Below are 20898 nucleotides of genomic sequence, written 5' to 3'. Positions count from 1 at the left end.
TATCATCTGTATTAAGCCCCATGATGTCCCTAGACGATGCAGCATTTGAGGTGCTACACTAGCTGCGATTTGCAATTGATGTTATGTAAATTAGCCCATCAAAGGGTGGTCAAGAGTTGTCATCCAAAATCATTGTGAGAAATTTTGATTTAGAGAATGGCTATTTAAAAGCGTTGCTATTTAAAAAGATATCTAATAATCAATTAGGGAGTATTTTATGAAACAGCCTATACGTGTTGCCGTGACCGGTGCCGCTGGTAATATCAGTTATGCAATGTTATTCCGTATTGCCTCAGGTGAGATGCTAGGTAAAGATCAGCCAGTTATTTTAAATTTGCTTGAAATTACCCCAGCACTTGACGCCCTAAAGGGTGTGGTTATGGAACTACAAGACTGTGCATTCCCTTTATTGACAGATATTGTTCAGACTGATGATGCTAAAGTTGCATTTAAAGATGTCGAATATGCTTTATTAGTAGGCTCACGTCCACGTGGCCCAGGTATGGAGCGTAAAGACTTATTAGAAGCCAACGCGGCGATTTTCTCAGCACAAGGCAAAGCCTTGAATGACGTTGCAAGCCGTGATGTAAAAGTGTTAGTTGTAGGTAATCCTGCAAACACAAATGCGGTTATTGCTCAGCGTAACGCACCAGATTTAGATCCACGTAACTTTACGGCAATGACTCGTTTAGATCATAACCGCGGTATAGCGCAGTTAGCTGAAAAGACTGAAAGCACCGTTAATGATGTGAAAAAGATGATCATCTGGGGCAACCATTCATCGACTCAGTATCCTGACCTAACCGCTTGTACAGTCAACGGTAAGCCTGCGTTAGATTTAGTAGATCGTGATTGGTACGAAAACACTTATATCCCAGAAGTACAAAAACGTGGTGCGGCAATCATTAAAGCACGTGGCGCCTCATCTGCAGCTTCTGCTGCTAACGCTGCTATTGCACATGTACGTACGTGGGTAATGGGTACTGAAGGCGATGATTGGGTATCTATGGGTGTCTACTCAAACGGCGAATATGGTATCGCTAAGGGCTTGATCTACTCATTCCCTTGTACTTGTAAAGACGGTGACTGGTCTATCGTTGAAGGCGTTGATGTAACTTCTGACTTCTCAAAAGAGAAGATGGCAGCTACAGAGCAAGAGCTTAGCGAAGAGCGTGATGCTGTATCGCATTTGCTGCCATAAGCTGATTATTGTATAGCGTATGAAAAAAGCCTTACTAGTTATAGTAGGGCTTTTTTTGTGCTATAAATTATTATTACCATTGCAGTATAAAACCTGTTGTTAACACAATTAATAACGATGGATAACAGCATTTAAAAGTCAGCTTGCTACACTGAGTAAGTATTTAAGCATTGAGGTTTATTTGTAAAGATTAAAATTTAAACGATAAAGTTAATAACAACATTAAGGAGAGACACTATGTTAGGTGAGCCGAATTATAGTATTAATGATTTATTTGCGCAGCTAGGATTAGATAGCTCAGATGAAGCTATTGATAATTTTATTGAAGCAAACAAATTATCTGCGGACGAAGAATTAGTCAATGCCAAGATTTGGAGTGACAAGCAGCGTATGTTCTTGCAAGAAGAGTGGAAAAGAGATGCAGTATGGGTTGAGATCATTGATGAATTGAATGTACGTATGCATCCGACAGCATAATTGGTTTTAGATTAATTTAACTATATTGAATGCAAGAAACCCATGGCCGCAAATGTCATGGGTTTTTAAGTTTAATCAGTCTTAAGATGATAATCTCAAAATTTCTGATCAAGCTGTTGTTCTCGCCAAGCTAATAGATCCGCCACATCATTATGAATACCTGATTTTAGGGCTTGCAGACCATCATAATGACGTTCACCATGTAAAAAGTGCAAAAAGCGCACTTGTAGGGTTTTGCCATAAAGATCGGCTTGCAGCTGCGGGAAATGCACTTCTAGACGCCATTCATGGGGTTTATCTACCGAAGGTCTAGTGCCAATATTAGCCGTACCAAATAAGCTATGCGCACGCAAACCTGTAATTCCCTGTTTGCCATCAACCGCTAATGAATCAAGCCCATTAGCTATCACTTGACCATCATCATCAAGCGCCACGACATCGACGGCAAAAATACCATGCAGCGCAGGCTTAATGCGTGCCAAATCAATATTAGCGGTCGGAAAGTCCATGGTACGACCGATCTGATCGCCACGTACTACGGCCCCTGTGATCATGTAATCACGGCCTAATAGCTGATTGGCTGCCTCTATATCACCCGCTAATAGCAAATTACGGACACGGGTTGAGCTAATTCTCTCAACACTGTTATCCTGATTGTTACTATGACTACTATTGTCTACAGTATCAGTAACGGTATCTAGAGTAGTCACTTGTAAGCCATAATCACGCAAAAACTGACTATCACCTGTGCGGTCGTGACCAAAGCGAAAGTCATCGCCTAACACTAACGCTTGCACGTTGAGCTGTAGCGCTAATTTATCAGCAAACTCTTTAGCACTTAAGGCACGAAACTCACTATCAAAGCTGGCTACTACTAAATTTTCAATGCCATATTCTGCTAGTAGTGCCTGTTTTTCTGCTAAATTGGTCAAGCGAGCAGGCGCTTTTTGTGGTGCAAAAAACTCCCTTGGCTGTGGCTCAAATATCATCACTGCTGAGTTTATATTTAGCTCATCAGCTAAAGCGTGCACTTGCGCTAGCATCGCTTGATGTCCTAAATGCACCCCATCAAAATTACCGATAGTCAGTACACAAGGCGGCAGAATTTGTATACTGCTGTCTGTTTGCGCCGCGTTCGAGGCGCTAATTAATGGCTCAAGAAAGTAGGTATTCATAAATTGGCAGCTATGCTAAGTGTTTATATAAAAAGTATCTGAATAAAAGCGAATAATAAAATATCGATAAATTGAGTTTTTACGGCTTAGCCATTATAGAGTAAAATAGCGCCAGTAACAGCATTCAGCCGTTTATCATTAGCGACGCTTTGTTAACAGCCAGTCGTTTTTTATACTTTAATTATAATAGCCTCATGACTTATGGTTACTCTCTAATAAAATACTTAAATTACCCAACTAAAAGGATAGTTATGTCCGACACCTTTATCGACGCGGTATCGCTTAATGATCAATTTATAGTTCAGCGTGCAGGCACGGGTGACTTAGCGTCTATCTTAGCAATTTATAATCAAAGCATTGCAGGTAAGCAAGCCACTGCCAATCTAGCAGAGGTCAGCTGTGATGAGCGTGCGGCTTGGTTTAGCGAGCATATCAATAATCCTAAGCGTCCTATCTATGTGGTCAGAGTAGTCAAAGTACTCAAGACTAGTGCTCATCAGCAAAACGGTGATACAGATGACACAGCCCCTATTGTCGCTTGGGGTAGCTTTAGCGATTTATATGCTCGCAGCGCTTATCATATCAGTAGCGAGATCAGTATTTACCTGCACAGCGATTATCAGAGCAAAGGGCTAGGTAGCTTGCTGGCGCGTTGGATAATCATACAAGCACCCAGTTTAGGTATTCGTAATATTACCGCCCTGATTTTTGCTCATAACCAGCCAAGCTTAAGGCTATTTGGCAAGCTTGGGTTTACCCAATGGGGTTATCTACCGCAAGTTTGTGATATGGATGGGTTTATCGCTGATGTGGTGATACTTGGTATCGCTGTGAACGCTAATGCTGCAACAGCTTTAGCGACTTAGCTTATTTTTAGCGGCGATCGCTTAACCTAATATTTTCCATTCTTTGCCCACTTTGCGTAGTTGATACTTTAGAGGTGCTGGCTCACTTTGACCTTTTAGCTTCAGCTCACCAGTAATGGTGGCGCGTATCTTATCGACGCTATACTGAGTATGGGTAATAGTGACACTCTCGACCGTTTGCTGAAAGGCGCTTTGGGTATTAGCAAGCTCTTGTTCAAAATTATCGATATCAACTCTGTAGTAATTGACCGCGTCTTTTACCTCACCATAATACAAAGTATCGAGCGCTTGTTTGACGGTGTCTTCTGGCGTTCCAGCCTCAGTAGGATTGGTCACTAAGCTGGGCTGCTTGGCGTTGATAAAGGTCGAGTCGATAACATTACTATCAACGGCATTGCCATTGACATCTACCGCTTCCTCTTCTACAAGCTTAGCAGGCTCAAGAGTTTGATCCTCATCAGCTAGCGTAGCATTGGGCTCACTAGCCATAGTGTTATTAGTATCGATATCATCAGTATCTACCTTGTCAATAGTAGAGTCAGTATTTATCTCATTGACATCATTATTATTACAGGCGCTCAATAATAGACTGCTACTCACTAGCACAGCAGTCAGTAATTTGGGCAAATATTGCACATTTAAAATATCAGTTCTCATAATAAATCCTAAGATCTCTAATGTAGTAAGCTGGTTTAGCCATGCTTGAGCTGGTGCGGGCGAAATCCACTGGCAAGTAGGACGACAGCATACACCAATGCACCTACCGCGCACATGATCAGTAGCGCAACTAAGCGTTGCCACTGGGCTGAATCCGTTGGAAAGTAAGGAATCATAAAGTACAGAGCCGCGATCATCGCCAGTGTTGAGCCTATAAACTGCGCAAATAGCTTTTTCCAGTGACTACCAAAACGAAAAATATCACGTTTATGTAAGAAATAATACAGTAATCCAGAGTTTACAAAAGCGGCGCCTGTGGTAGCTAGAGCCAGACCACCATGTAACGGTATCTCAAGCCAATGGAAAATACCGATGAATATCACACTAAAAATCATATTAGCAAATACTGAAATAATACCTATTTTGACGGGTGTTCTGATATCTTGGCGCGCAAAAAAAGCAGGCGCAAAGACTTTAATCAGCATAAATCCTAAGATGCCACCTGCCATACTACGCAGCGCCAGACCACTCATTTGCGCATCACGCAAGGTAAACTCACCGCGCATAAACAGCGCTTGCATTAGCACATCCGCTAGCATAAATAATGCAGCTGCAGCAGGCAGTCCGACAATGACAATTAACCGCGCCGCCCAATCGATCGTCCTCTTAAAGTTAGCATCGTCTTTTTGTGCTTCACTTTTGGATAGACTAGGCAAAATAACCGTGCCGATAGCCACGCCAATAAGCCCTAATGGTAGCTCGCTCATACGCTCAGCGGCATATAGCCATGACACTGAGCCACCGATCATGAGCGAGGCAAATATGGTATTCAATAGTAAGTTAATTTGAGTAACTGACACCCCAAAGATAGCAGGTAGCATCAGCTTTAGAATACGACGGACGCCTTCATGCTGAAAGTCAATCTTAGGCATGACTAATAGCTTTTGCTGCGATAGCTGTGGCAGTTGAATGAGTAGTTGCAATAGGCCTGCGATAGCAACAGCGTAGCCGAGCGCCATAATAGGGGTCTCAAACATTGGCGCAAATACTAGTGCCGCCCCGATCATACATAGGTTTAATAGTACAGGGGCAAAGGCCGGTGCTGCAAAGCGGCCATAGCTTTGCAGGATACCACTAGCAAAGGCGGTCATGGAAATAAATAAAAGATAGGGAAAGGTTAGGCGCAGCAGTTCAGCAGTGATAGCGAATTTATCAGGCTGATCGGCAAACCCTGGCGCAAACAAAGTCACGACCCAAGGCGCAAGTAATATAACCACAACCGTTAGCATAGATAATATCAGTAGCAGCGCGCCTGAGGTACGACTCACCAAAACCTGTACTTGTTGCAGACTGTACTTTTCTTTGTATTCTGATAATACAGGCACAAAAGCTTGGCTAAAAGCGCCCTCTGCGAACAAGCGACGCAAAAAGTTAGGAATTTTAAAGGCGACTAAAAAGGCATCCATCAGCCCTCCTGCACCGAACACGCCTAGTAAGATGATATCGCGCACTAAGCCTAAAATACGCGAGAGCATGGTCATACTACTGACCACCATCGTTGAACGGAATAATCGACTTTTTGCCATGGTAACCTATTCACTAATTTGTCTGATAACTGACGGGTGTCAAAAACTGACGGATTATAGCATTTTCATAACCTATCCATAACATAGATAAATGAATGAGCTGTACAAGCAATATAAAAATAGAGTCTAACGATCTAAGTAGTTTGAGCTAATTGAGCAACCACTCCCCGCAACCGTGCCCAGTCAAAGTGCTCCCCTGGATCGGTCTTGCGATTTGGTGCAATATCACTATGTCCGGTTAAGTGCCGGCGAGTTTTAGGGTAGGCTTTATATAGCGCGCTAATCACTGTAGCTAGCGCGTCATATTGCTGATTGGTAAAAGCCGTAAAATCTGAACCTTCAAGCTCGATACCAATGCTATAATCATTACAGTTGGGTCGCCCAAAGTAGCTTGACTTACCAGCATGCCAAGCGCGCTCATTAAAGTTGACGAATTGGGTAATAGTGCCATCACGCTCGATCAATAAATGTGCAGAAACCTCTGCCCCTCGAATAGTCTGAAAGTAAGGATGCGCATCCCAGTCGAGCTGATTGGTAAATAGGGCTTTGACATAATGCAAGCCGTGACTATCTGTGGCACCAAAGTCATCAGGTGGCAAGCTGATATTATGGATAACAATAGTATCAATAGTGACGCCATCAGGGCGAGTATTGCAATTGGGTGAAGGCAACTTGTGAGCTGAAGATAATTGACCGTCGGTGATAGTCATTAAAGCCTTAGATATAGCATTAGACATAAAACTCTCTATTCATTGATTTTTAGAAGTAGTATATAGTTTTTAGAAACAGTATATAAATGCTCATAGCATTATTGAAGGCAACAGCGGTATAAAAAGGTTTGCAGCACAATAAAATCTGATCTTATCAAAAACCTGACCTTATTAAAAAAGAGATATTAAGTCATGTCAATAACTCAGAACAGCCCATCGACAATCAAGCTACCAAAAGCTTTTAACGACTACGCACGTTTGCCATTGGCTATAGCGGCTTTATTACTCTCTGCGCAGGCGCAAGCGTTTTTGCCAACGCCAGAATCAGTGGTGACAACTGGCGCTCTGTCAGATAAAGCACAGCCGAAAGCTGAGTTAAATCCTACCATGGCTGCTGCTAGCGCTATTACGCCAAATTCGCAAGCCATGGATCAGACCAGCAGTAAGATTTTAACCGCTAATGCGGAGCAGCTATTAAACATTTGGCGTAAGCAAGCGCAAGCAGACAATCTAGCTCAGCATACAACATGGCGACGATTATTATATTTTATTGATGATAAAAAGGGGCTGCTTGCCAAAGATACTAATAAAAGTCTAATCGATAGTAAAGCGTTCTATCTAACAGCTAATGGACAGCAAGATTCAGCAGCTGAGCTGGACGCGACTTTGATTGCCTTAGCGCAAGAGTTGACGACGCCTACCATCAATAATAATCGAGTCGCGGCGGATGATTCAGTGCTTTGTCGCTTTCCTGCGAGAGTACAGTGGCTGACGAACCATTTAAATATAGACGATACTAATTTACAAATCGACTGTCCAAAGCTCAATGCTTGGATGACGGAACTTGCACCCCAGCAGCTGTCGGTTATGTTTGCCGCAGAGTATTTGGACAATCCGATTTCCGCCTTTGGTCATACGCTATTACGTATTGACTCACCAGCAAGTAGCAAAGATTTCACCCAAATCCATCATGCCTATGCGCTTAATTATACGGTCGATGGCGATGCAGCCGATAACTTTGTGCTCTATGCTATAAAAGCGGCCAGTGGTGGCTATGACAGTCGGATTGAGATTGACCCGTACCCCAAAAAGCTGGCTGAGTACCTAAAAGATGACGAGCGTGATACTTGGACTTATCAATTGGCGCTAACGCCAAGCGAGGTGCAACAAATCATGCTGCATGTTTGGGAAACTAAGGATTTAAAAATACCTTATTACTTTGCTACTGATAACTGCGCCTCTGAGATATTGCGTTTGATCGATGTGGTGCGTCCTAATCAGCATCTATTAAGCAAATTGCCTTATGCGGTGATTCCTTCAGATGTGATCAACTTGCTTGAAAAAGAAGAGCTGTTAGCGAGCAGTCGTTATACACCAGCGGATAGTAGCGTACGTCAAGCTCAGCTTAATCAAGCTAATCAGGCTATCGAGCTTGCCTCCAAGCAGTTTGGTTATCAAACGATAGATAAAGATAAAATTAAAACTATAAAATCAGCGGATCTTAATAAATCTTCTAGTATGTCAGCTGATGGCAAAACATTATCGCCATTGACTATTGCACCATCTGATAATAATCCGCTGGATCGCCATTCTTTACAGCGCGCGCATATAGGTATCGGTAATAGTGGTGATAATAGTTATATCGATTTCGGACTGCGGGCAGGCTTTCACGATACCTTAGATCGCACAGCAGGATTCGATCAGTTCTTTGATTTAGAAGGTCTTGCGGCGACGTTACGATTTTATGATACTGATAGCGATAAAGACAATCAGCCAAAAAGCGTTGAATTGCAGAACTTTACCTTGCTTCGTGGGCGCTCTTATAATCCTGTTAACTCTGCCGAGAAGGGTCAGACATGGGGCGCAACTATAGAGGCGACTCGTATCAATGATGGCTCACAGCAAGGCGGCACTGGTCATTTGGTTGCTAGTACGACGTTTGAATATGGCAAATCATGGGCATTTGGCATGCCGCGTACAGACGCGTCAGGTCTGATGACAGGCGAGATGCCGCCGCAGCTGTGTTATACGCTAGCGACAGGTGCGCTGCAAGGTGGGCGCGGTATTAATAAAGGCTATCGTGCAGGCGTAGGAGTCAATGCAGGCTGTATCTATCAGATTAACAATCGCATGCGAGCGCAGGCTGAACTGCAGCTGCCGTATTGGTATCATGGCAGCAGCGATCAGGCGGATGTGCAAGGCAGCTACTGGCAACCGATTGCCACGCTTGGACTACAATATGACATAGATAAAAAGCAAGCGCTACGCATCAATGCCAGCTACGAGTGGCAAGATCGCGTTGATGCCAATGATGATCTAAGTTTAGCCTATATGCGTTATTTCTAAACATTGATTTGCAATAGGTGTTCAAATAGTAGTAAGCGCTAAATAATAAGAATAAGGATAATTTATGAGCACTGATATGAGCACTAATATAAGTATTGAGCAGTTATTAATTATCGGTCAAGGTGACATAGGGTTGCCTGTGACTAATAAACTGGCCGATCAAGGAATCAATGTAACAGGACTGGCTCGTAGTGAGCGTAGCCATTATGCGCTTGATGATCGTGCTAAGTTTATCCAGCTTGACGCGCTTAAGCTTAGCACGGAGCAGCTACAAGACTTTACCGCTATTGCTATCATTGTCACCCCTGATGAGTATTCAACTAGTGGATATAATGCTAGTTATTTAAGTATTTGTCAGCACTTAGCTGATCTTGCTAAGCGATTACCTAAGCTTGAGCGAGTCGTATTTATCTCGTCCACGGGCGTTTATGGTCAAGATAATGGCGAGTGGATTGATGAGAATACTGTACCTATAACCCCTGAGCGCGATGCCTCAAAAGTTATCTTGCAAGCCGAGCAAGCCCTACAGCAAGGTTTTGGTGATAAAGCTATCATCATTCGTCCCAGTGGCATTTATGGTCGCGAGCGTTTGATGCGCTTGCGTAAGGCTCGCGAGGTCAAAAAAGACCTTATCGCTCATAGTGCTTGGAGCAATCGGGTTATGGATAGCGATCTTGTCACTATTATCACTAAAGTACTGACGATTGATGCGCTCCAGTTGCTTAAGCCGCTGTATATTGCCACGGATTATCTGCCAGTGACCACGTTTGAATTGATGACTTGGCTAAGCGCGCAAGTAGGGGAGGCTGCACCTGACATTGACACTCAAAAGACAGCGACTACGGGTAAACGCTTACATAGCAATATTCCGTTAGCTTGGCTTGAGTTTCCAGATTGGCAAGTAGGCTATCATGACATTTTGCAGCATCAGTAGCACGCCCCAATTAATCAAGAATCAATCAAGATTTATTACTTTATATTTTATGCTCTATGGAGACGCCATGACTCAGCCATCTACTTCTGATAAACGCCTAACTAATACTCATTTAAATAGGGTAGAAGATCAGCAAGCAGAAGATAGCCTTGAGTCAGTAAAACCAACACACTCAAAGCCGCCTGCTATTGTGCATCCTAACTTTGACTCCAAGCAGACACCGCTTGATCCTGCACGCTCATTGACTAATATTCCAGAGCCTGCGCGGCGAGTGAATAGCCAGTTGCGCCGATTGTATGGCAGTGCAGCACGGCTACAGCAGTCTGATCCGTTACGATTATCGAAATGGTCATTGATGGCGTCTCAACCGTTTGCTGAGCATTTAGCCTTGTTGAGTGCCGCAAAGCTTATCGAGCTACCTGAGAGCTTTTATCACAATAATAGTACTCAGCCGCTATTGGCTGATATCGAGCAAATGGCTTTGCTTGATTTGGCTGACATTCAACGAGCGATACAACGCTATCCTACTTTGACTCGTTTTGGCTTTGTAGACTATCAGCCTAAACCTAATTCCAAATCTAAAACTAAGCTTAATGCAGACGCTAAGCTTGCCGATAAAACCTTATCGTTTAAAAGCCTACTAAAAAACTATAATCCTGATGAGCTACTCAACAGTATTTACGCTGATGACTGGCAGGTGATATTACAGCCACAAGATTTTGAAACTGGGGTGGGCAGCTTAGCCACTGATATTATGGCTTGTAGCGTAGCGGTACATGCCTTGCAGCAATGCGATACGCGCAAGTCCATTAACAAAAGTTATAGTGCTGAGCAAATCTGCCAGTACGTACGTAGCTATTTGTTAAGTCAATTAGATCACGTGCCAGCCAGTAGTCATCACTATCGGCAAATCAGAATATTTAGCGGTCATATTATTGTCGCAGCCTATCATTTAGGGTGGGAGCTACAAATAAGTAGTAAGGATAATTGCTATTTTAATATCTCCTCACGTTGTCGTTTGCTATCGCGTTATGCCAATATGCAAGACTACGCTATCAATGGTTGGTCAAGCTAGTCGCCCTCGTCTATAATAGTTAAGCCGCTTACAATAGTTATGCCATTTATATTTTATTTATCGTCCACAGGAACACCAATGCCTACTACCCAAACCTCTCAAAATGATACAACCATACAAAACGCTTCATTTTCACCGCAGCACTTTATTGAGCTGGCCTTAAACAATAAAGTATTAAAGTTCGGTGAGTTCGTACTCAAATCTGGCCGCATTAGCCCATACTTTTTTAATGCAGGCCTGCTGGCATCAGGTGAGATGCTATCATTATTAGCGAGTGGTTATGCCGCAGCGTTAGCAGAGCAGCAAGTAGCTAACAATAAAGATGAGCATAAGGAGCTGGTGATTTTTGGTGCCGCTTATAAAGGTATTCCTTTTGTCGCTGCAACTGCGCAGGCGTTATGGCTACATCATGGCATCAATGCTCAGTGGGGCTATAATCGTAAAGAGGCCAAAACCCACGGCGAAGGGGGCAATCTAGTCGGCACTGATGTAAGCGGTAAGTCAGTTTGGATACTGGATGATGTCATCACCGCAGGGACTGCCATGCGTGAAGTGTTAGATATCTTACAGCAAGCAGGCGCGACAGTAGCAGGCATTATTGTTGCTTTAGATCGTAAGGAAAAAGGCCAAGGCGAGCAGTCAGCCATTCAAGAGCTAGCGTCAAGCTTACAGATTCCAGTATTAACCTTAGTCGATATGGACGATTTGATCGTCTATCTAGCGGATGATAGCAATGCTACGCAACTCGCAAAAATGCAGCATTATCGTCAACAATATGGCGTGTAGTTGGCAATAAAGCCTTTCACCGTATTTTATTAAATCTTCTACTTATTTATTAGATCATTTATTCACTATTACTAATTTTAGCGAGTCCGTTATGTCACAATCTGCTGCGAAGTCTTCTAAAGCTTTGAATATACTAGTTATCATGGATCCTATCGAGCGTATCAATTATAAAAAAGATACTAGTCTGGCGATGATGTGGGCGGCGCAGGACCGTGGGCATACGCTAGGCTATTGTCAGATTCATGACTTGTGGCTAGATCGCGGGCAATTAAAGATAGATGCGCAGCCAGTAACCGTGCAGCGTGATCCTGATAACTTTTATACGTTAAGTGAAAAAACGACTTTGCCAGTCAGCGATTACGATGTGATATTAATGCGCAAAGATCCACCGTTCGATATGCGCTTTATCTACGCCACTTATATGCTCGATCATGCCAAAGCCGCTGGCGTGCTGGTGGTGAACGATCCACAAGCGATACGTGACTGTAATGAGAAGCTATTTGCTACTTGGTTTAGCGAGTATATGAGTCCTACGATTGTGACTAGCAAACAGGCGCATATCCGTCAGTTTATTGCTGAGCAACAAGACGTTATTGTCAAACCTTTAGATGGTATGGGTGGCACGGGTATTTTCCGCTTGACAGCTGATAGCCCAAATATTGGCGTGACTATTGAAGTGCTGACGGAGCTTGAGACTCTACCGATTATGGCACAGCGCTATCTACCTGAGATTGTCGATGGCGATAAGCGTGTGTTGATCGTCGATGGGGTAGTGGTAGATTACTGCTTAGCACGGATTCCAACTAAGGGCGAAACTCGTGGTAATCTAGCGGCAGGTGGTAGCGGCGTGGCAATGTCGCTAACTGATGTTGAGCGTAAAGTCGCGCAAGTGGTCGCGCCTATCGTCAAAGAAAAGGGTCTGATGTTCGTAGGCTTAGATCTCATCGGTGGTCGTATCACTGAGATCAATGTGACTAGTCCGACGTGCGTACGTGAGATTGACGATCAGTGCGGCACCGATATTGCTGCAGATTTTATCCTTGCAGTGGAAATGCGTCAGCAGCAGCTAGGATAATGATAAGACTTGTATTAACTTGCATTAAAAAATAGTTAGTAAGCTTTAAAAACGCTATATATTTTTTAGTATTTTACTCTATACTAAGCGAGTTTTGGTAGGCGCTAGCGCATGGGTAACCAGTAGCTATTTACCCTCTTGAAGAGTCCAAAGATAAGACAGGCACAGCTTTATGAAGACAGTAAATGTATTGATGATGGCAGCGGGTACTGGTGGTCATGTGTTTCCAGCATTAGCCGTGAGCGAAGAGCTAACTCGCCGCGGGGCGGTCATTCATTGGCTGGGGACTGAGGCGGGAATGGAGAATGATTTAGTCAAGCCTACTGGTTATGCTTTTCATCCTATTGCTATGCAAGGTTTACGCGGTAAAGGTATTGGACGCCTGTTGAAAATGCCCGTGACACTAGTGTCTGCGACCATGGCCGCTGTCAAAATTATACGCAGTAATAATATTGATATTGTTGTAGGCTTTGGCGGTTATGTTAGTGCGCCTGGCGGTATTGCCGCGCGAATGACAGGTACGCCGCTGATTATTCATGAGCAAAATGCTATCGCTGGCATGAGTAATCGCTATTTAGCCAAAATCGCTGCAAAGGTTCTACAAGCCTTTGAAGATACTTTTGGTAATAGCCAAAGTAATGCAAAGCTTGAGACCGTCGGTAATCCTGTGCGTAATACGATAACAGGCGTAGCCGCGCCAGCTTTGCGTTACGATGTTAGCGATCAGTCGCCACTGCGCTTATTAGTCGTCGGCGGCTCGCTTGGTGCACAAGTGCTCAATGAAACAGTGCCAAAAGCTTTAGCGCTGATAGATAAGAGCTTTGCAGTACGTCATCAGTGCGGACGAAATAATGAGGCCGCGACTCAAGCGGCTTATGATAGCCAAGATTTAGGAGTGCATGATATTAGCGTTCAGCCGTTTATTAGTGATATGGCAGACGCTTATAATTGGGCAGATATTATCGTGTGCCGTGCTGGAGCGTTGACCGTCACTGAGATTCAAAATGTCGGTATTGCAGCTATTTTTGTCCCACTGCCTCATGCTGTTGACGATCACCAAACGGCCAATGCTCGTACTTTGACTGAACATGAAGCGGCGATACTATTGCCACAAAATGAGCTAACCCCTGAGCGCCTAAAGGATGAGCTGCTAGCGCTTGATCGCGCAACTTGCCTTGCGATGGCGCAAAAAGGTCATGCTCTTGCTAATCGTAGTGCTAGTACACAAGTAGCCGAGATTATATGGCAAGCGTTATAATCCTAGCTTTTAGTTAATTATTTAGTCATATTTTATTAAATTGATAAAGAGATTTTTATGCCAAATACCACAAAAGCCTTACCCAAACGTCTGATTGAAATTCCAGAAATGCGTCGTATTCAGCATCTGCATTTTGTTGGTATTGGTGGCTCAGGGATGTGTGGTATCGCTGAAGTAATGAACAATCAAGGCTATAAAGTCAGTGGCTCTGATATTAATCAAAGTGTTGTTACACAACGTCTTGCGCGCATCGGCATTGAGATATTTATTGGACATGATTCTATAAACATCGCTAATGCCGATGTGATCGTAGTGTCATCAGCGATTGATCGTAGTAACCCTGAGATTGAAGCGGCGCTCAAAGCTCGACTGCCCGTGGTACGCCGCGCTGATATGCTCGGTGAGCTGATGCGCTATCGTCATGGGATTGCGGTCGCAGGGGCACATGGTAAGACCACAACGACTAGCTTACTAACCATGATGATGGCTGAGGGTAAGCTTGATCCGACTTATGTGATTGGCGGTAAGCTTAATGCTTCAGGCAAAAATGCGGCATTAGGCAGTAGTCGCTATCTCGTTGCTGAAGCTGATGAGTCCGACGCGTCTTTCTTATCCTTGCATCCGATGGCAGCGATTGTGACCAATATTGATCAAGATCATATGGAAACTTATGATAATAGCTTTGATAAATTGAAAGCCGCTTATATTCAGTTTTTACAAAATATGCCTTTTTATGGCTTAGCTGTTGTTTGTGGTGATGACCCAGAGTTATATGCGATGATTGATGATATCGGTCGCCCTGTACTAACTTTTGGCCTTGAGCCTTTTAACGATGTTCAGGCGACTGACGTCGTATTTGAAGGTACTAAGACTCATTTTACAGTCTTGCGCCGTGACAATGAGCCGCTACATTTGACGCTAAATATACCTGGTATTCACAATGTCTATAACGCGCTAGCTGCGATCACTATGGCGAGCGATGAAGGTGTTGATGATGAGGCAATCAAACGCGCCTTACAAAAATTTGCAGGCGTTGGCCGTCGTTTTGAGCAGCATGGGCCGATAGCTATTGATGGTGGCGATGTGCTACTCATTGATGATTATGGCCATCATCCAAAAGAAGTCGATGCTACCATCAAAGCGGCGCGTCAGAGCTTCCCTGACAAGCGTTTAGTCATGATGTTCCAGCCGCATCGTTATAGCCGAACTCGCGACTGTTTTGACGATTTTGTTGAAGTGCTCTCAAGTGTCGATGAGCTGCTATTACTAGAGGTTTATTCAGCAGGTGAAAGTCTGATCACAGGCGCTGATACTAAATCGCTTGCGCGTAGCATTCGCCTGCGAGGTGAGGTCGAGCCTACTATTGTGGATAAAGACAATATTGCCGCAACCATGCAGCGTTTATTAAAAGCTAATGACATGCTAATTACTCAAGGGGCAGGTAATGTGGGGCAGATCGCTATTGACCTAATTGAGAATGACTTATACCTTAATTAATTTCGTTTACCATTAATTTCGTCTATCAATAAAAACTACAAAAAGCGTAGAGTTAAAATTAAACACAAAGGCTATTTTATGAGCGATCAAAATAATAAAGACAAGTTAAGCAATATTAATGGTGCTGTCAGTGAGCTCAAAAGTGATAACTATGCGAGTAATAACCACAGCACTGATAAGCTTACAGCAGCAATAGAGAACCCAGAGCCCGCTTTAGCGACTGCTGCACAAACTGAGCAGAGTGAAAGTCATACTAGTCAAGCAGATCCTAAACGCCTGATGTCTATCACTGATAGCAAAGTACAAGACGCTAGTGTCTTTGGCAAAGTCGCTGTGGTATATGGTGGTAGTAGTAATGAGCGCAGTGTATCGTTAGACAGTGGCGCAGCGGTATTGCAAGCGCTACAGAATAAAGGTGTCGATGCTACTCATTTTGATCCTAAGCACCAAGACATTACCGAGCTTCGCGATTATGATCGAGTATTTAATGTATTACACGGTCGTGGCGGTGAGGATGGCGTCCTACAAGGGATGTTGCAATGGCTAGATATTCCACAAACGGGATCTGGTATATTGGCTTCAGCATTAGGCATGGATAAAGTACGTACCAAGCAGTTATGGCAAGGCTGCGGGCTCTCAACCGCGCCTTTTGCACTACTAAGCGCTGATACAGACTGGCAGCAAGTGGTCAATATGCTCGGATTGCCTTTAATTATAAAGCCTGTGCATGAAGGCTCTAGCATCGGCATGACTAAAGTAAATCATCTTGATGAATTGCCAGCCGCTTATGCAACGGCTATTGGCTGCGGCGATGCAGTTATGGCTGAGCGCTGGATTACGGGCCGCGAATTTACCATCGCTATTATTGACGATGAAGCCTATCCTGTTATTCGCCTAGAGCCTGCCGATATCACTAACTTTTATGACTTTGAAGCCAAGTACAATCGCAATGATACTAGCTACTACATACCTTGTGGCTTGAGCGTGAGTGAGGAGCAACACTTGCAGGCTTTGAGTCTTGCAGCCTTTCGGGCAGTAGATGCCAAAGGCTGGGGCCGAGTCGATGCCATGCAGGATCAGCAGGGTAATTTTTGGTTGCTTGAGATTAATACTGTACCTGGTATGACCAGTCATAGCTTAGTACCGATGGCAGCCAAAGCTCGCGGTATGGATTTTGAGCACTTATGCTGGCATATTTTAGCGCAAACGGTCTGATCTATAATGTCTCAGGGAAGCTGCTATAAAACAGCAACATGTAAACTTGTGTAAATTCAATAGTCTTAGCGCGGCTTGAGCTATTGTTTAGCGATAAAATACGTTAACATTAAGATTGAGATTAGAAATTTATTTCATAACGATTGACTTATTTTAATAGTTAAGCATATGATATGCCAATTTTTAATATTTACCATAAAATCAAAGCCTAGCAATAGTCATGACTGATTTAGTTTTTATATTTTACTAGCTTTAATGTCAGCTGATTTCAGAATGACAGGCCTTATATTTAGGTTGTTTTAGTTAGGAATTTATAGCATCAGTTATATGTTTTAATATTGAATAATCAGAAACAAATACACACTACAGTTAAAGCAATATAGGGACGACTACTATCATGACTCAAGCTGTCAATGAATTGGGTGACTTGATGAGTGATGATCGTCTTAGCCAAGAGTCTAGATTTTCTCTACCAACATCTGCTAAGTACTTTTTTACAGCATTGGTTATCGGCTTGTTACTATTGATATTACTGATGGGTGCCAAGGCTCTACGCGATGCACCGCCAGCAGCAGTTCTGGTAAGTACTAAAGGTCTGACAGTCAGTCAAAATCAGATTTTACAGCAAGCGATGGATCAGCAGATAGTCAGTAGCTTTTTTACGACTGACCTGCAAGCTCTACGTGATATCGTCTTAGGTATGGCTTGGGTCGATCAAGTGAGTGTCACTCGTGACTGGCAACAGGGCATAGTGATTACTGCCTTACCCAAACAAGCTGTTGCTAACTTTGGCACTGAGCGCTTAGTAGATGCTAAAGGCGAGGTTTTTGTTCCAGTAGATAATAAGGATTTGACGCAGCAAAGTTTTGCAAATCTGCAAGGTGAGGTGAGTCAAGCACCGGTTATTATGCAGCAAATGCAGCAGATAAATGACTGGTATGCTCCTTTGGACATGCAGGTAGAAGATATTATTTTGACGCCACGTATGACTTGGCTAATACGTTTTGATAATGGTTTGCGAGTGATTGTCGATAACGAAAATACGGCGCAAAAACTGCTTAATCTCAGTCAGCTGTTAGCAAGTCAATTGAGCAGTCGTCGTGAGAACATTCAGTCAGTAGATTTGCGTTATAAGAATGGTTTTACTATCGCTTGGCATAATGTTGAGCTTAATGCAGAACCAGTGCTAGAAGCTGTAGCACCTTTGCCTTAATATTTATGGCCTAAGTTTTGGATTTTTATACTTTTGTTTTTATATAATATCTATAATAATAGTCGCTATATAACACCCAGTTAATGACTGAATTGTTAGATTTATTATTTGTAAATAAGTTTGCTCTATTCTAAAGGCTTTAAACGTTCGTTTTAATGATTTAATGGAGACGTCATATGGTCTCCTGTTTTATGATAATTTGTCTGGTAACATGAAAAATACTGAAAATCTAGTCGTTGTTCATTTAAGTGCCACTGCAGTCTATGTGGTGATAGGTAGTGTTGTGTCCGAAAAAGACATTCGCATTATGGGTGTTGGACAAGTCAAAAGTAATGACTTTTATCAAGGTAAGATCATACATCGTGAACGTCTGCAAAGCGCCATCAAACAAGCTATTCAAGACGCGGAAGATACTGCTAATTGTCGGGTGCACAGCGTTTGGTTAACTTTATCAACACCTGAGCTATCCAGTAAAAACAGTATAGGACAAGTCGCTGTTGAAGACGGTACAGTCGCGGCAAAAGATATGGTACAAGCTTTGTCTAATGCCAAATCCAAGGACTTACCTCCTGACTATTATTTGATGCATTGCTGTCAACAAGGCATCTATGTCGATGAGCAGGACACTATCGTTGATGATGCTATGGAGATGTTGGCTAAAGACATCACCGTTATGTATCATATGATGATGCTACCAGTGGTCAGTCGCCAAAATATTCAAAAACTACTGCAAAGCTGTGATGTTGGTGTTGATCATGTGGTTTTTGATGCCATAACCAGTGCTGAATACAGCCTCATAAATGAAGAGCGTCAGCAAGGCGTCTGCTTAATCGATATTGGCGCCAGCACAACTAGTATTTGTGTCTATAAAGAAAACAAATTAATTTTTACTCATTGCGTGCCAAGCGGTAGTCATGCGGTGACCATGGATATATCAGCAGATTTTGGTATTTCTATGATAGAGGCTGAAAAGCTAAAAAAATTACATGGTACTGTTGATGTGCCTAGTATAGATCCTAGCGTGTTCTTTCTTTATAAGACGCAGGGAGCGGCAGATGCTCTGAATGTACATACTTATAGTTTAGCGCAGATTATTGAAGCGCGTTATGTGCAAATATTTACTGAAATAGTGCGTCAGCTTCATGATGCCGATCTGCTACATTATATTGATCGCGGTTTTGTATTGACAGGTGGTGGTAGTGCTATAAAAGGCATGGTTCCTTTCGCTAAAAAGCTATTAAAGATGCCAGTAGTAATGACGAATACTCATCCTGCTATCAGCGCTTATAACCACTTTGAAAATGAAGACTCTTTCAAACAGCTGAATACGCAAGTCAACGATCGTGCTTATCAGACCGCTTTTGGTACTTTGTTATATAGTCAAAGTGAGCAGTTTCGTCATAGTGAGCAAAGTGAGCCGGAAGCGGCTGAGCAAAAACGCGTGAAGAATGCATTTCGCGGTGTTGGTCAACGCTTTAATAGTATGCTCAAAAAAATCTTGTAGACAATTAGTCTTTATTTTATTTAATATATTTACATATAGTCAGTCGATAACACGTTTTTTAGGCGTCATTACCTATCGATCATTATGCTATCTGCAACTGGAGAAACCTATTTATGTCAAAATACACCATGCCAGATGACAATCATTCGCAATCTAATGGTCAAGCTCGTTTTATCGTATTCGGGGTCGGCGGTGGCGGCGGTAATGCCGTTGAGCACATGGTACAGCAAGGTATTCAAGGAGTGACGTTTGTCTGCGCTAATACAGATAAACAAGCACTTGATCGTCTGACTGCGCCGCATAAACTACAGCTCGGTGCCAAGAGCAACCGTGGCTTAGGTGCGGGTGCTAACCCTGAAGTAGGACGTGAAGCCGCTGAGAGTGAAGAGGATGCGATTCGCAGCTTACTCGAAAGCGCGGATATGGTATTCATTACGGCAGGTATGGGTGGCGGTACTGGTACAGGTGCAGCTCCTGTTATCGCTCGTATTGCTAAAGAGATGGAAGTACCTACTGTTGCTGTAGTGACCACACCCTTTAAGTTTGAAGGCGGTAAGCGCATCAAAGCAGCTAAAGCTGGTATTGAGCAGCTTACCAATTTTGTCGACTCTATTATCACTATTCCCAATGACAAGCTAATGAGTATCTACGGTAACATCTCAATGCAAGACGCTTTTAAAAAGGCAGATGATGTGTTGTTGCATGCTGTACAAGGTATTGCTGGGACTATCGCGAGCAAAGGCGTCATTAATATTGATTTCAACGATATCCGTACAGCGATGACCGCCAAAGGCCATGCTATGATGGGTATCGGTCGCGCTAGTGGCGATGATCGTGCTCGTCAAGCAACAGAAAAAGCGATCAGATCACCGTTACTTGATGATTTGCGTTTAGAGAATGCTAAAGGCTTGATCGTCAACGTTATGTCTTCTGAATCTTTATCACTAGAAGAGTTTAGTCAAATCAGTGAGATCGTTGAGGCTATTACTGATACGGATGAAGCTGATATTTTCTATGGTTCAGTGATAGACGAAGATATGGGTGACGATATTCATGTCACTGTTATAGCTACTGGACTGACTCTGAATGAGCAATCAGGGTCTGAAACTGTACAACCAGTCCCTTCTGCTACTAGTAATCAAGCGGTTGATCCTAACTTGCACACCAGTGCTTTAAATAGTCAAAAGCAATCAAAGGCGCAGTCGTTTCAAAATAATGTTGCTCGCCCAAGCTCAGAGCAAGAGAAGCGACCTACTCAAACCAATAGTATTCAGGACTATTTGAGACGCCAGCAAAACAGATAGAGTTGATTTTGAGAAATGA

18 protein-coding genes are annotated in these 20898 nt (G+C 43.2%); 14 read left to right on the top strand and 4 right to left on the bottom strand.

Going from position 1 to position 20898, the window contains the following annotated elements:
* Positions 1–217 precede the first annotated feature (217 nt).
* Complete coding sequence (locus tag ACR63T_RS10915) at positions 218–1201, top strand: malate dehydrogenase (RefSeq protein WP_305898814.1); 984 nt, start codon at positions 218–220, stop codon at positions 1199–1201.
* A gap of 237 nt (positions 1202–1438) precedes the next feature.
* Positions 1439–1678, top strand: coding sequence for a DUF2789 family protein (locus ACR63T_RS10910; RefSeq protein WP_201570022.1), 240 nt, complete (start codon positions 1439–1441; stop codon positions 1676–1678).
* Between the two features lie 95 nt (positions 1679–1773).
* On the opposite strand, the gene ribF is transcribed toward ACR63T_RS10910, so the two are convergent.
* Positions 1774–2853 (bottom strand): riboflavin biosynthesis protein RibF, encoded by a 1080-nt coding sequence (gene ribF / locus ACR63T_RS10905; RefSeq protein ID WP_472784009.1) that lies wholly within the window; start codon positions 2851–2853, stop codon positions 1774–1776.
* Positions 2854–3104: 251 nt separating this feature from the next.
* Here ribF and ACR63T_RS10900 point away from each other — a divergent pair, with 251 nt between their 5' ends.
* Complete coding sequence (locus ACR63T_RS10900) at positions 3105–3719, top strand: GNAT family N-acetyltransferase (protein WP_472784008.1); 615 nt, start codon at positions 3105–3107, stop codon at positions 3717–3719.
* A gap of 21 nt (positions 3720–3740) precedes the next feature.
* Here ACR63T_RS10900 and ACR63T_RS10895 read toward each other — a convergent pair whose 3' ends face one another.
* The 3 genes from ACR63T_RS10895 to ampD all read right to left on the bottom strand — a co-directional run bounded on the left by ACR63T_RS10895 (position 3741) and on the right by ampD (position 6699).
* Complete coding sequence (locus ACR63T_RS10895) at positions 3741–4376, bottom strand: hypothetical protein (protein ID WP_305898811.1); 636 nt, start codon at positions 4374–4376, stop codon at positions 3741–3743.
* Between the two features lie 35 nt (positions 4377–4411).
* Positions 4412–5962: a murein biosynthesis integral membrane protein MurJ gene (gene murJ, locus ACR63T_RS10890; RefSeq protein WP_305898810.1), complete on the bottom strand. Its 1551-nt coding sequence runs from the start codon at positions 5960–5962 to the stop codon at positions 4412–4414.
* A 134-nt stretch (positions 5963–6096) separates the two neighbouring features.
* Positions 6097–6699: a 1,6-anhydro-N-acetylmuramyl-L-alanine amidase AmpD gene (gene ampD / locus ACR63T_RS10885; protein ID WP_472784007.1), complete on the bottom strand. Its 603-nt coding sequence runs from the start codon at positions 6697–6699 to the stop codon at positions 6097–6099.
* A 165-nt stretch (positions 6700–6864) separates the two neighbouring features.
* Between ampD and ACR63T_RS10880 the strand changes: the two genes are divergently transcribed.
* The 11 genes from ACR63T_RS10880 to ftsZ all read left to right on the top strand — a co-directional run bounded on the left by ACR63T_RS10880 (position 6865) and on the right by ftsZ (position 20879).
* A complete protein-coding gene (locus ACR63T_RS10880) occupies positions 6865–9018 on the top strand; it encodes an Lnb N-terminal periplasmic domain-containing protein (protein WP_472784006.1) in 2154 nt (717 codons plus the stop codon).
* Positions 9019–9082: 64 nt separating this feature from the next.
* A complete protein-coding gene (locus tag ACR63T_RS10875; RefSeq protein WP_472784005.1) occupies positions 9083–9952 on the top strand; it encodes an SDR family oxidoreductase in 870 nt (289 codons plus the stop codon).
* Between the two features lie 67 nt (positions 9953–10019).
* Positions 10020–11027 (top strand): hypothetical protein, encoded by a 1008-nt coding sequence (locus ACR63T_RS10870; protein WP_472784004.1) that lies wholly within the window; start codon positions 10020–10022, stop codon positions 11025–11027.
* Positions 11028–11105: 78 nt separating this feature from the next.
* Positions 11106–11813, top strand: a complete 708-nt coding sequence (gene pyrE, locus ACR63T_RS10865; RefSeq protein WP_472784003.1) for an orotate phosphoribosyltransferase — start codon at positions 11106–11108, stop codon at positions 11811–11813.
* A 91-nt stretch (positions 11814–11904) separates the two neighbouring features.
* Entirely contained in the window at positions 11905–12888 is a 984-nt protein-coding gene (gene gshB, locus ACR63T_RS10860; protein ID WP_472784002.1) for a glutathione synthase, read from the top strand.
* 172 nt (positions 12889–13060) lie between these two features.
* Complete coding sequence (murG, locus tag ACR63T_RS10855) at positions 13061–14146, top strand: undecaprenyldiphospho-muramoylpentapeptide beta-N-acetylglucosaminyltransferase (protein ID WP_201570008.1); 1086 nt, start codon at positions 13061–13063, stop codon at positions 14144–14146.
* Between the two features lie 57 nt (positions 14147–14203).
* Positions 14204–15643 (top strand): UDP-N-acetylmuramate--L-alanine ligase, encoded by a 1440-nt coding sequence (murC, locus tag ACR63T_RS10850; protein WP_472784001.1) that lies wholly within the window; start codon positions 14204–14206, stop codon positions 15641–15643.
* A gap of 279 nt (positions 15644–15922) precedes the next feature.
* Complete coding sequence (locus ACR63T_RS10845) at positions 15923–16858, top strand: D-alanine--D-alanine ligase (RefSeq protein WP_201573573.1); 936 nt, start codon at positions 15923–15925, stop codon at positions 16856–16858.
* A 397-nt stretch (positions 16859–17255) separates the two neighbouring features.
* Positions 17256–18071, top strand: a complete 816-nt coding sequence (locus ACR63T_RS10840; protein ID WP_472784000.1) for a cell division protein FtsQ/DivIB — start codon at positions 17256–17258, stop codon at positions 18069–18071.
* Positions 18072–18282: 211 nt separating this feature from the next.
* Positions 18283–19575 carry a cell division protein FtsA gene (ftsA, locus tag ACR63T_RS10835; RefSeq protein WP_305898802.1) on the top strand — a complete coding sequence of 431 codons (1293 nt, stop codon included), beginning with the start codon at positions 18283–18285 and terminating at the stop codon, positions 19573–19575.
* A 113-nt stretch (positions 19576–19688) separates the two neighbouring features.
* Positions 19689–20879: a cell division protein FtsZ gene (gene ftsZ / locus ACR63T_RS10830; RefSeq protein WP_472783999.1), complete on the top strand. Its 1191-nt coding sequence runs from the start codon at positions 19689–19691 to the stop codon at positions 20877–20879.
* Positions 20880–20898 lie beyond the last annotated feature (19 nt).

The organism is Psychrobacter sp. M17(2026) (assembly GCF_055699815.1).
This window is presented reverse-complemented; position numbering and strand designations above follow the sequence as displayed.